A 12081-nucleotide genomic window follows, 5' to 3' on the forward strand; every position below is an offset into this window, starting at 1 on the left:
TGATCGACACGCCCGGTCGCGCGCTCGATATGGGAATCCACGGCCCTCTCGCAAAACTGGCGGCTGGTCTTCTACTTCCGCGTTTCGATCATCACCAGCGGCTCATCGGGAATGACCACGCTGACCCGTCTGCGGCGTGGTGGTCTGGGCGCTGCAATGGGATCGCTCTCCGGCGATGGCGTCTGAACCTGGTCTTTTCTGGTCTCGATCATGATCAGACCACTGCCTGTAATCGCTTGCTGGATGGAGGGTGCGAGTGGGCGGGCGACAGGCGGCTCGACAGGCTCACCAGCCTCCGGCAGGGAAGGCGATAGGCCGATGTTCGCAGCGGCCAGGAGCGCCGCCTGGGATTCGACGCCGTGCTGCTCTACGAACAACGGCTGGGCGTCGATCATTGGCGGGGTGGTGACAAACGCGGCTGCTTCCGGCGCCACCACGGTCGATGCGATTTCGACTGTTGCCGGAGTATCGCCTGCGTCGGAGGCATCGACCAGAGCGGCGGGAACCGCTACTGGGCAGGATGCTTCGCTGGATGCCACTGCAGTCGAAAAGGTTTCAGCGGTAATGGCCGGAGGAGTTCCGGCAATGGCGGTCGCTGGCTGAGAGATGTCTTGCGCAGCCAGTGTTGTACCAGGCTCGCCAGGCAGTACTGGGAGCGGTTCGACGCTTAGGACTGCCGTGACCATGTCGGTCGTTATGGGACTTACCGCAGCGCTTGCCAGGTCTTGAACCGCGGCCGGGTTCTCGATTCGTTCGCTACGTTCACGGCGTCCGCCACGACGACCGCGGCGACGTGGCATGCTGCCAGGGTCGTCGCCAATTTGTTCCGGCACGGAAACGGCACGCGCGGGCGGCGCGGCCGGCATGATCTCGGTGTTTGCCGTGACGGATGCCGCGGATGGTGGTTTGCGTTCGCTGCGCGGGCGGCGTGGCTCGCGTGCCACACTCGGTTCGTTCGGCGCACGCGCTTCGCGCGGTCTCTGTGCTTCGCTACGAGCAGTTGCAGCTGTGTGGGTCTGTGGCGACATTTCCTTGGCATCCCGATTGACGCGTGTCTCTGGCAGGTCGCGCGTTTCGTCACGGCGAGGTCCGCGCACACCAGAGCGGCGATTGTCTCGTGGCCACTCGCGCGCAGACGCGCTGGCAGGGGTCGGTTGTGAAGGTTCAGGAACGGCGGCAGGCTGGTGGCGAAACCAGGAAATGATTTTCTTCCAGAAATGACTGCCTGCCGTGACGGGTTTCTTGACATCGCTCGATACTCTTTCGGTAGCGATCGGTGCCGGCTGTGACGGTGTCACACCCTTGATCGCTGCTTCCGCTCGAGGTGCTCTGGTTTCGCCGCCAGTTGATACAACGTTCTTGTGCTCCTCTTCTGTCGGCAGCGCAACCATCCGGTACGATGCTTGTTGCAGCAGTTCCGGGCCTGCTTCGTCCTGGCGCAGGCGCACGAACGTGTGCTGCGGCGTTTCGAGGTGGATATTGGGGATCAGCATGACCGTGACCTTGTGCCGCTGTTCGATGGCCTGAACTTCGGTCCGCTTTTCGTTCAGAAGGAAGGTGGCGACATCGACCGGAACCTGTGCCTGCACGGCGGCGGTGTTGTCCTTCATCGCCTCCTCTTCGAGAATACGCAGGATGTGCAGAGCTGCGGATTCCGTGCTGCGGATGTGGCCAGTTCCCGAACAACGCGGGCAGGGAATGTAGCTGGTTTCGGCAAGTGCCGGGCGCAGGCGCTGGCGCGACAGCTCGAACAGACCGAAACGGCTGATCTTGCCGGTCTGCACGCGCGCTCGATCGAAACGCAGCGCCTCGCGAACGCGGTTTTCGACCTCGCGTTGATTGCGCTGATTCTCCATGTCGATGAAGTCAATGATGATCAAACCGCCGAGGTCGCGTAGACGCAGTTGGCGGGCCACTTCTTCTGCGGCCTCGAGGTTGGTCTTCAGAGCCGTCTCCTCGATGTCGGCCCCGCGTGTCGAGCGGCCCGAGTTCACATCGACGGAAACCAGCGCTTCGGTATGATCGATGACGATCGCACCGCCCGAAGGCAGGGTGACCTGGCGGGAGTAGGCTGATTCGATCTGATGTTCGATCTGGAAGCGCGAGAACAGCGGGACATCATCGCGATAGCGCTTGATGCGATTGACGGTCCCCGGCATCACATGTTCCATGAACTTCTGCGCTTGCTCAAAGACTTCGTCGGTATCGATCAGGATTTCACCAATATCGGGCTGAAAGTAGTCACGGATGGCGCGGATGACCAGGCTGCCCTCCTGGTAGATCAGGAACGCCCCTCTCTGCTGCTGGGCTGCGGCTTCAATGGCTTTCCACAACTGCAGCAGATAATTGAGATCCCATTGCAGTTCTTCGGCGTTGCGCCCAATCGCTGCGGTACGGGCGATAAGACTCATTCCGAGCGGAACCTGTAGCTGATCCATCACTTCCCGCAGTTCCGTACGCTCGTCGCCTTCGACGCGACGCGAGACCCCGCCGCCACGTGGGTTGTTCGGCATCAGCACCAAATATCGGCCAGCGAGACTGATGAAGGTCGTCAGCGCGGCACCCTTGTTGCCGCGTTCGTCCTTGTCCACCTGGACGATCAGTTCCTGGCCTTCTCGCAGTGCCTCCTTGATGCTGGCGCGACCGGATTCGACACCAGGCTGGAAGAAGGTGCGGGCAACTTCCTTGAAGGGCAAAAAGCCGTGTCGTTCCGACCCGTAATCGACAAACGCCGCTTCGAGGCTGGGCTCGATGCGGGTAATGACTGCTTTATAAATGTTGCTCTTTTTCTGTTCCTTGTTCGCCGATTCGATGTCCAGGTCAATGAGCTTCTGACCGTCGACAATGGCAACGCGGAGTTCCTCAGCCTGTGTTGCGTTAAACAGCATGCGTTTCATGATTTGGGCTCCCGCGCGCTTTCTCGGGGGCAAGGGTCTTGTGCAGGCATTAACGGATTAGTTGTGCGGGATGCTTGAGAAGCATCCCGATCGTGCAACTAATAGGGGTATCTCGCCGACTCGATTGCTCGTCGGGCCTCGAAAGTCAAGGACTCGGGAATCTGCCAGGGCCGCTCCACAGGTGCCAGGCGCGCGCAGTTCAAGTAGTATCGCTACTTCGTGGTGAGCGTACTTAACCAGGTGATTGGCGTTGAGTAATATTGCGCAGGTTGGCGCAAGAGAGGCGGCTCAAGCCTGCCGGAAAGTGCGTCGCAATGGCTATACAATCGGCGTCGCTCGACGGTCTCACGGGTCAGCGCCTCTTTCAATCCAAAACGCAAATCGGGTCGAGTATATTCAAAATGGCCGAAGTTAGCAAAAACTCTGTTACCCAAGCGCTGATTACAGAGAATGAGCATGGACAGCGCCTCGACAACATGCTGCTCAAGAAATGCAAAGGGGTGCCCAAGAGCCACGTCTACAGCATCATGCGTAGCGGTCAGGTACGGGTCAACGGTCGGCGTGTGGAGGTTTCCTATCGACTGCAGAGTGGCGATGTGCTGCGTATCCCGCCGTTGCGAATCGCCAGAATCGAACAGGAAGTGGTCGCTGGCGCCGAATTCAAGGTGCATCTCCCCATTGTTTTTGAGGACGAAGGCCTGTTGGTCGTCGACAAGCCGGCCGGCATCGCCGTGCATGGCGGCAGTGGCGAAAGTTTTGGGATCATCGAGGCCCTGCGACGGCAGCGGCCGAATGCGCATTTTCTCGAACTTGCGCACCGGCTTGACCGCGAGACCTCGGGAATCCTGTTGCTGGGCAAGAAACGCTCGGCACTCCTCGCCTTGCAGGAAATGTTCCGCACCAGCGCTGTTGGCAGCGGCGGCCAAGGCGCCGACAAGCGTTACCTGGTCCTGGTCTGCGGTCGCTGGATGGACCCTCTGCGCAATGTTCGGCTACCCTTGCTCAAGTATATGCAGGCATCGGGCGAGCGACGAGTGCGCGTCTCCGAAGAGGGCAAGACCGCACATACCATTTTCCGCCTCATGGCGCGCTGGGAACGCTTCAGCTTGCTGGAGGCGCAGCTGAAAACCGGGCGTACGCACCAGATCCGCGTGCATCTCGCGCATCTGGGCTTTCCGGTTGCCGGTGACGAGAAGTATGGGGACTTTGCGCTAAATAAGGCGCTCTCCCGAGAGGGGCTGAAGCGCATGTTCCTGCACGCCTCGCGGATGTGCCTGCCGCATCCGCTGGAGGGGCGGGAATTGGTGGTTGAAGCGGCGCTGCCGGCAGCGCTGCAAGGCTTCGTGCACAGCATTTCGGCAAAGGAGAAGCAGGATTATGGCGAAAAGTTTGAGCTGGGGGATTGATTTGCATGGTGTTGGCTGCCCGCCTGATCTGTTTTTCCGGTGAGTTGCTGGACGGGGGGCCGGGGGTCCGCTTTACGGTCAGGCATGACGGCACCGAAGCGCCGGCATTTGCGGTACGCTTTCAGGGACGTGTCTTTGCCTACTACAATCGCTGTGCGCATGTTCCCATCGAACTCGACTGGCAGCCCAACGAATTCTTCGATGATTCCAAGGTATACTTGATTTGCGCAACGCATGGCGCGCTCTATTCGCCGGCAGACGGCAGCTGCCTGGGTGGCCGTTGTAACGGCAGAGGGTTGACGCCGCTACCCGTCGAAGAGCGTCATGGCGCGATCTATTTCATCCCCAGCGAGCAGACATCTTGAGTACCCCCGATAACGAACCACCTTGGGAACGGCAGTTGCTGGAGAAAGTCGCCTTTGCGGCGCTGCACGAGCAGCGGGCGAAGCGGCGCTGGGGTATTTTTTTCAAGCTGGCCGGCCTGACCTACCTGGTCGCCGTCCTGGTGCTGGTCGTTGATTGGGGGGGAGCCGAGCAGCGTGCCGATGGTCGACATACGGCGGTTATCCATCTACATGGCACGATCGAAGCCCAAGGCGAGGCCAGCGCACAGAATGTCAACGACGCACTTGAAGCCGCTTTCGCGGATAAGGGTACGGCGGGCGTCATCCTGCGGGTTAACAGCCCGGGTGGCAGCCCTGTTCAGGCGGGTATCGTCCATGATGAAATTCGCCGCTTGCGTACCAAACACCCGCAGATCCCGCTTTACGCCGTGGTCGAAGATCTCTGCGCTTCCGGTGGCTACTACGTTGCTGTGGCAGCGGACAAGATTTTCGTCGACAAGGCCAGCATAGTCGGTTCAATCGGCGTGCTGATGGACGGTTTCGGTTTCACCGGGACGATGGACAAGCTCGGCGTCGAACGTCGGTTGCTGACCGCTGGGGAAAACAAGGGCTTCCTCGACCCTTTCTCGCCGCAGGACGCGAAGCAGAAGGAACACGCGCGCGTGTTGCTGCGCGAAATTCACAAGCAATTCATCGAGGTCGTCAGACGAGGACGCGGCACGCGACTCAAGGAAACACCGGAAATGTTCAGTGGCCTGATGTGGACAGGCAGTCAAAGTATCAGTCTGGGTCTCGCCGACGGGCTTGGGACCGTTGGCTCGGTGGCGCGGGACGTGATCAAGGCAGAGCGGATCGTCGAGTTCACCATCAAGGAAAACATCGCCGAGCGTTTTGCCAAGCGTCTGCGTGCCGATGCGGCGCAAGGTATGACAGGCACGCTACTGGGTTTCAGCCAGACGCTGTTTCATTGACCCCGCTTGTGCCGGCCGGAATGCGCCCCGCCAGGAAGGGGAACGGTCATGATTAGCATGGTCGTGGGGCCAGGAAAAATCATGATCATTAGGCCTGCAGGAGGAATACGGTCGGACGGCGGCTGATCTCGGGGTACTGCTGGCACCGCCATTCGGAAACGGGTCGAGTCGTGATCTGTTCCCCGGCGAGCGTGAGGTCGGTCGCGACGCAGATGCGCGTGCTTGGCGCACAGGTATTGACGAGAGCGCCAAACACCTGGAGGTTACGGTAGGGGGTTTCGATGAAGATCTGGGTGCGCCGCTGCTGCCGTGACTCCTTTTCCAGTTCGCGCAAGCGTTTTTCGCGTTCTTGAGTGCCGCTCGGAAGGTAGCCGTGAAACGCGAAGTTCTGGCCGCTCAGTCCCGAAGCCATCAAGGCGAGCAGGATCGACGAGGGGCCGATCATGGGAACGACCTGTACGCCTCGCTGATGGGCCAGCGCAACCAGAGCGGCGCCCGGGTCGGCAACGGCGGGGCAGCCGACCTCAGAGATCAGTCCAAGGTCGTTGCCCGCTAGAGCCGGTGCCAGAAGCCGGGGTAGCGCGCTGGCCGCAGTATGTTCGTTGAGCTCCAGAATCTCGATCTGCTGTAGCGGCTTGTCGGCAGGCAATGATTTGAGGAAGGCACGCGCCGTCCTGGCGTTCTCGGCGACGAAATTCACGAGTCTTTGCGCACAGGCCCGAACGGGTTCTGGCAGCACGTTCGTCACCGGCGTTTGACCAAGCGGCACCGGGATCAGGTAAAGCCGGCCTGTTTTCATCAAGTTAGCCTCCAGATGATCTGCTGATGATCAGAATACCGAGACGTTTTCGATCCGCAGCAGGTCACAGAGCGCGATCAGCGGCAGTCCGATCAATGCATTCGGGTCTTCGCCGTCGATTCTGGCAATCAGGGCGATTCCCAACCCCTCCGATTTGGCGCTACCGGCACAGTTGTACGGTTTTTCCTTGTGCAGGTAGCTTTCGATTTCCTCGTCGGTCAGGTTCCTGAAGGTGACCAGTGTCGCCACGCCACGCTGATGGGCATTGCCAGTTCTTGCATTCAGGAGGCAAAGACCAGTGAAAAAGTTCACGCGGCGACCGCGCATGACCTGCAACTGGCGCAGCGCATTGTCGTGTGTTCCCGGTTTTCCGAAAATCTGGCCGTCAAGGCAGGCCACCTGGTCGCTGCCAATGATCAGAGCGTCACGGTGCGAGCTAGCGACGGCGCGTGCCTTGGCTTCCGACAGGCGTAGGGCGCCTGCTTCAGGGCTTTCATCCGCAAGCAGGGCTTCGTCAACGGCGGGATTGGCAGTCTCGAACGGCAATCCGAGACGTGTCAGCAGAACACGGCGAAACGGAGAGGTCGAGGCGAGAATGAGTTGCGGCTTGGGCATCGGCGGATCAACTTCAGCGTGGAAACCTGAGCAAGGCGGAAAAACAGTCGCATGCAACGATTTGCAGCGTCGCCGCTTTGACTTCAAAAGCCGAAGATAATATCATGCGCCCCTTGTGTCGCGTCGAGTTGTGATCAAGGTGATTGACAGCCAGGTTTTTGCAAATGAAGGAGGTTCGTTGCAAGGCGAACTGCCGGTCGCAGCGCTGACGCGATTGCTCGATTTGTTAGCCGCTGCCGATGGCTTTCTGAAGTACCGGATCAAGGGGCAAATGGGGCCTTACAATCGCCCACAGTTTCTGGTGGAGGTTGATGGCGTCATGTCGTTGTGCTGTCAACGCTGCCTCGAGGCAATTGAGCACCCGATCGAGGTACGTAGTCTGCTTGAATTTGTCGATAGCGACGGCGACCTGACGCAGGAGGAGCTGGAGGATGACTCCAGGGACTTTCTACCCAATCAGAAGGAACTCGATATTGCCGTATTGATCGAGGATGAAATTCTGCTTGCCCTTCCGATCGCACCGCGCCACGACGATTGTCTCCCGCCTGGAGCTGCTCGGGGGTCGGCAAAAGTGTCGCCGTTTTCAGTGTTGGCCGGCCTGCAGGGCAAGGCCGAGTAAGTTTGATTCTCTAGGAGTTCGTGATGGCTGTGCAACAGAACAAGAAATCCCCTTCCAAGCGTGGCATGCATCGTGCGCACGATTCCTTGAGCAACATGCCCCTGGCCATCGAGCCGACGACGGGCGAGGTCCATCTGCGCCACCACGTCAGCCCAACGGGTTTTTATCGGGGCAAAAAGGTCATCAAAAGCGCCAGCGAATAACCCTTCGGGATTGGGTGGGCGCCTTCCCGTGATCGAGAGTTGCCAGTCCCGGTCGGCCATCGCATGACCATTACCGTCGCCATCGACTGCATGGGAGGGGACCATGGTCCCCGCGTGACCGTTCCGGCAGCCATCCAGTTCGTGCGCAACCATTCTGATGTCCGTGTCATTCTGGTGGGTCTGACCGAGAGCATTCGTCCTTTCCTGGGCGACGCTGCGATCGGTCGGATTACCGTACGTCATGCCACGGAAGTGGTGGCGATGGATGAGTCGCCGGCGCTGACGCTGCGTACCAAGAAAGATTCGTCGATGCGTGTCGCCATCAACCTGGTCAAACAGGGCGAAGCGGATGCCTGTGTTTCGGCCGGGAACACCGGTGCGCTGATGGCCATTTCCCGATTCGTCCTGAAGATGCTGCCTGGTATCGATCGACCGGCAATCTGTGCAGTGCTGCCGACGCTCACCGGGCATACGCATGTGCTTGATCTCGGCGCCAATGTGGATTGCAGCCCCGGGCATCTGCTGCAGTTTGGCATCATGGGCGCCTCGCTGGTTTCTGCCATTGAGCATCGGGATCGACCAACAGTCGGGATCCTCAACATCGGCGAGGAAGACATCAAGGGCAATGATGTCGCGAAGCGGGCCGCCGAGTTGCTCTGGGCATCAGGTTTGAATTTCATCGGCAATATCGAAGGTGACGGACTCTACAAAGGTGAGGCAGACGTCATTGTTTGCGATGGCTTTGTCGGCAATGTCGCGCTGAAGGCGTCGGAAGGTCTGGCACAACTGCTGGCTACTTTCCTGCGGCAGGAATTCCGGCGGAATCTGTTTACCAAGCTGGCGGCGGTGGTCGCCATGCCGGTACTCAACAAGTTCAAGAAGCGGGTTGATCACCGCCAGTACAACGGTGCTACCCTGCTTGGCCTGAAGGGTATCGTCGTCAAGAGCCATGGATCGGCTGATGTCCTGGCTTTTACGCGCGCGCTGCAGCGTGCCACAGAGGAGGCCCGCAGTGGCGTTCTTGCGCGCATCAGCGAACGCATTGCGCAGCAACAACCACTTCAGGAGACCGCCTAGCATGTTCTCCCGCATTACCGGGACCGGCAGTTTTCTGCCCGGCCCTCCCGTCAGCAACGACGATCTCGTGCGCCGTGGCATCGAAACCAACGATGACTGGATCACCAGTCGCACAGGGATACGCTACCGTCATCTCGCGGACAACGGCGAGACGTCCAGTGATCTGGGCCTGGAGGCGAGCCGCCGGGCGTTGACGGCCGCAGGTCTTGAGGCCTCCGATCTGGACCTGATCATCGTCGCGACCTCGACCCCGGATTTCATTTTTCCGAGTACTGCTTGCTTGCTACAGGGCAAACTGGGGAATCATGGTGCTACGACGTTTGACGTGCAAGCGGTTTGCAGCGGCTTTGTCTACGCGCTGGCGATTGCCGACAAGTTCATCCGTTCAGGCAGCCATCAACGGGCCTTGGTGGTCGGAGCCGAAGTCTTCTCGCACATTCTCGACTGGTCAGATCGCGCCACCTGCGTGTTATTCGGCGATGGTGCCGGCGCAGTGGTACTTGAGGCGTCAGATCGAACAGGAATCCTGGCAACCGCCCTGCATGCCGACGGAGCGCACCACGGTATCCTGTCGGTTCCGGGCAGCGTCAGTGGCGGCCGGGTAACTGGCGATCCTTTCCTGCGGATGGATGGGCAGGCGGTGTTCAAGTTTGCCGTGCGTGTCCTTGCAGAAGTTGGCGAGGAGTGCTGTCAGGCGGCAGGCATTGCCTCGTCAGGGGTCGACTGGCTGATTCCGCACCAGGCCAATATTCGCATTCTTGAAGCCACGGCCAGAAGAATGAAAATGCCGATGGACAAGGTCATTGTCACCGTGGACCGGCACGGCAACACCTCGGCGGCCTCGGTTCCTCTGGCTCTGGATGTGGCCATTCGTGATCGACGCATAGAGGCCGGACAGAAGATCATGCTCGAAGGTGTGGGTGGTGGCTTTACCTGGGGCGCAGTTCTGCTTGAACTCTGACGGTCATGACTTTTCCCGGCGCCCCCGGCCATTTACCCGCTTGCGTGAAAAGTGTGATTCGTAAGTCGCTGACGAGACTTTCAAATTTAAGGAAGTATGCATGACTTTCGCGTTGGTTTTTCCCGGTCAAGGGTCGCAGGCAGTGGCAATGATGGCAGCCTACGGCGACTCTGCGGTCGTACGGGCCACTTTCGCCGAGGCATCGGAGGCGCTGAACCAGGACCTCTGGCAACTGCTTGCCGAGGGCCCCGCAGAAGCCCTGGCACAGACCGTCAATACACAACCCGTGATGCTGAGCGCCGGTGTGGCGGTCTATCGCCTGTGGCTCGACTTGGGTGGCAGGCTGCCGACGGTCGTTGCCGGGCACAGTCTCGGCGAATACACCGCGCTGGTGGTTGCCGGAGTGATCGCCTTCAAAGATGCCGTGCCTCTGGTTCGCCTGCGTGCAGCGGCGATGCAGGAAGCAGTTCCCGAGGGCGAGGGGGCTATGGCCGCCATTCTCGGCCTCGATGACGACAAGATTGCCATGGCCTGTGCCGAAGCCAGAGCAGCAGGCAGCGCTGCCGAGGTGGTTGAACCGGTCAATTACAATGGGCCCGGGCAGACCGTCATTGCCGGCAGCAAGGCAGCGGTGGAACGAGCCTGCGCCGAATGCAAGGCGCGTGGCGCCAAGCGCGCGCTGCTGCTGCCGGTTTCCGCGCCCTTTCACTCCTCGCTGATGCGGCCGGCGGCTACCAAGCTGGCCACCCGACTGGCCGAGTTGAATTTTGCCGCCGCACAGATGCCGGTCATCAACAATGTAGATGTGGCGATCGAATCGGACCCCGACCGGATCAAGGATGCTCTGGTTCGGCAGGCGTACTCACCGGTGCGCTGGGTCGAGACGATCCGAAAAATGGCCGCCATGGACATCACGACCGTCGCCGAGTGCGGACCTGGCAAGGTTCTGGCGGGTCTCAGCAAGCGCTGTGCAGACCAGTTGACGAGTATCGCACTGGCTGATCGGGCAGCGATGGAAGCTGCCGTCACCAACCTGGAGTAAGCCCCCCATGCTGGAAGGACAAGTGGCCCTTGTGACCGGTGCGTCGCGGGGTATCGGTCAGGCAATCGCACTGGAATTGGGTCGCCTGGGAGCGACCGTGATCGGGACGGCAACCAGCCCCGAAGGCGCTGCAAGAATCGCAGCATACCTGAACGACGCCGGCCACCAGGGCGAGGGAGCGCTCCTGGAGGTACGCGATGCCGGACAGATTGATGCCCTGGTCGGCCATATCGAGAAGACCCATGGCCCGGTATCGATCCTGATCAACAACGCCGGCATTACTCGCGACAACCTCGCGTTGCGTCTCAAGGACGACGAGTGGGACACTGTCCTCGATACTGACCTGAAATCCGTATTCCGGCTTTCCAGGGCAGTCATGCGCGGCATGATCAAGGCCAGATACGGGCGGATCATCAACGTGACCTCGGTCGTCGGTCATGCCGGCAATGCCGGTCAGGCGAATTACTGCGCAGCCAAGGCTGGCGTCGCCGGCATGAGCCGAGCCCTGGCTCGAGAGCTCGCCAGTCGCAATATCACCGTCAATTGCGTGGCGCCAGGGCTGATCGACACGGACATGACGAGGGCACTCGATGACAAGCAGAAAACGGCACTGCTTGTGAATGTTCCGCTCGGTCGCTTCGGAGCGGCTCATGAAGTGGCCGCTGCGGTGGCTTTTCTGGCCTCGGCAGGGGCGGCTTATGTCACCGGTACAACGATGCACGTCAATGGTGGCATGTTCATGGCTTGAGTACCCCTGGAAGTCTTCGGCTGCCAGGGTTCTGGCATGATAAAAGAGAACAAATTTACCCTGGGCGATCGGGTGGATCATTGGTAACTTGCAGCCGTTTTGTTAGAATGGTACGTTTTGTTTTACATTTGAACCTTGAGAAGGAAGACTTTGATGGAAAATATTGAGCAGCGTGTCAAAAAGATCGTCGCAGAACAACTCGGTGTCAATGAAGCGGACATCAAGAACGAATCTTCGTTTGTCGATGATCTTGGTGCTGATTCGCTGGACACGGTGGAACTGGTGATGGCGCTGGAAGAGGAGTTTGAGTGCGAGATTCCGGACGATGAAGCAGAAAAAATCACTACCGTGCAGCAGGCCATCGACTACGTGACCGCTCACAAGAAGTAATCGACCAGC

General features: G+C 59.7%; 13 protein-coding genes. 10 read left to right on the top strand and 3 right to left on the bottom strand.

The window, feature by feature from the left end; all coding sequences use genetic code 11:
• Positions 1 to 71: 71 nt before the first annotated feature.
• Positions 72 to 2897 carry an Rne/Rng family ribonuclease gene (locus AW06_RS17600; protein ID WP_034952830.1) on the bottom strand — a complete coding sequence of 942 codons (2826 nt, stop codon included), beginning with the start codon at positions 2895 to 2897 and terminating at the stop codon, positions 72 to 74.
• A 401-nt stretch (positions 2898 to 3298) separates the two neighbouring features.
• Between AW06_RS17600 and AW06_RS17605 the strand changes: the two genes are divergently transcribed.
• Genes AW06_RS17605 through AW06_RS17615 form a run of 3 tightly spaced genes read left to right on the top strand, consistent with a single transcriptional unit; the run spans position 3299 to position 5618 of the window.
• Positions 3299 to 4303: an RluA family pseudouridine synthase gene (locus tag AW06_RS17605; RefSeq protein ID WP_034952925.1), complete on the top strand. Its 1005-nt coding sequence runs from the start codon at positions 3299 to 3301 to the stop codon at positions 4301 to 4303.
• A gap of 5 nt (positions 4304 to 4308) precedes the next feature.
• Positions 4309 to 4668 (top strand): Rieske 2Fe-2S domain-containing protein, encoded by a 360-nt coding sequence (locus AW06_RS17610; RefSeq protein ID WP_034952833.1) that lies wholly within the window; start codon positions 4309 to 4311, stop codon positions 4666 to 4668.
• Positions 4665 to 5618, top strand: coding sequence for a S49 family peptidase (locus AW06_RS17615; RefSeq protein ID WP_034952836.1), 954 nt, complete (start codon positions 4665 to 4667; stop codon positions 5616 to 5618). Before AW06_RS17610 ends, AW06_RS17615 begins: the two co-directional genes overlap by 4 nt.
• An 88-nt stretch (positions 5619 to 5706) precedes the next feature.
• On the opposite strand, the gene AW06_RS17620 is transcribed toward AW06_RS17615, so the two are convergent.
• Together AW06_RS17620 and AW06_RS17625 are read right to left on the bottom strand one after the other, a co-directional pair.
• Positions 5707 to 6417: an SAM-dependent methyltransferase gene (locus tag AW06_RS17620; protein WP_034952838.1), complete on the bottom strand. Its 711-nt coding sequence runs from the start codon at positions 6415 to 6417 to the stop codon at positions 5707 to 5709.
• A gap of 30 nt (positions 6418 to 6447) precedes the next feature.
• A complete protein-coding gene (locus AW06_RS17625) occupies positions 6448 to 7032 on the bottom strand; it encodes a Maf family nucleotide pyrophosphatase (RefSeq protein ID WP_034952839.1) in 585 nt (194 codons plus the stop codon).
• 178 nt (positions 7033 to 7210) lie between these two features.
• On the opposite strand from AW06_RS17625, the gene AW06_RS17630 reads away from it, so the two are divergent.
• From AW06_RS17630 to acpP, 7 genes are all read left to right on the top strand, one after another.
• Complete coding sequence (locus AW06_RS17630; RefSeq protein WP_273704848.1) at positions 7211 to 7651, top strand: YceD family protein; 441 nt, start codon at positions 7211 to 7213, stop codon at positions 7649 to 7651.
• 23 nt (positions 7652 to 7674) lie between these two features.
• The gene (rpmF, locus tag AW06_RS17635; RefSeq protein WP_034952844.1) at positions 7675 to 7854 is read left to right on the top strand and encodes a 50S ribosomal protein L32; all 180 of its coding nucleotides are present in this window, start codon (positions 7675 to 7677) and stop codon (positions 7852 to 7854) included.
• Positions 7855 to 7917: 63 nt separating this feature from the next.
• A complete protein-coding gene (plsX, locus tag AW06_RS17640) occupies positions 7918 to 8931 on the top strand; it encodes a phosphate acyltransferase PlsX (protein WP_034952847.1) in 1014 nt (337 codons plus the stop codon).
• A 1-nt stretch (position 8932) separates the two neighbouring features.
• Positions 8933 to 9892, top strand: coding sequence for a beta-ketoacyl-ACP synthase III (locus tag AW06_RS17645; RefSeq protein ID WP_034952849.1), 960 nt, complete (start codon positions 8933 to 8935; stop codon positions 9890 to 9892).
• A 100-nt stretch (positions 9893 to 9992) separates the two neighbouring features.
• Complete coding sequence (gene fabD / locus AW06_RS17650; protein ID WP_034952851.1) at positions 9993 to 10934, top strand: ACP S-malonyltransferase; 942 nt, start codon at positions 9993 to 9995, stop codon at positions 10932 to 10934.
• A gap of 7 nt (positions 10935 to 10941) precedes the next feature.
• On the top strand, positions 10942 to 11682 hold the full coding sequence (gene fabG / locus AW06_RS17655) for a 3-oxoacyl-ACP reductase FabG (RefSeq protein WP_034952853.1): 741 nt from the start codon (positions 10942 to 10944) through the stop codon (positions 11680 to 11682).
• Positions 11683 to 11835: 153 nt separating this feature from the next.
• Entirely contained in the window at positions 11836 to 12072 is a 237-nt protein-coding gene (acpP, locus tag AW06_RS17660; protein ID WP_034899680.1) for an acyl carrier protein, read from the top strand.
• The last annotated feature ends 9 nt before the right edge of the window (positions 12073 to 12081 follow it).

The organism is Candidatus Accumulibacter cognatus, from assembly GCF_000584975.1.
GTDB classification, from domain to species: Bacteria; Pseudomonadota; Gammaproteobacteria; order Burkholderiales; family Rhodocyclaceae; genus Accumulibacter; species Accumulibacter cognatus.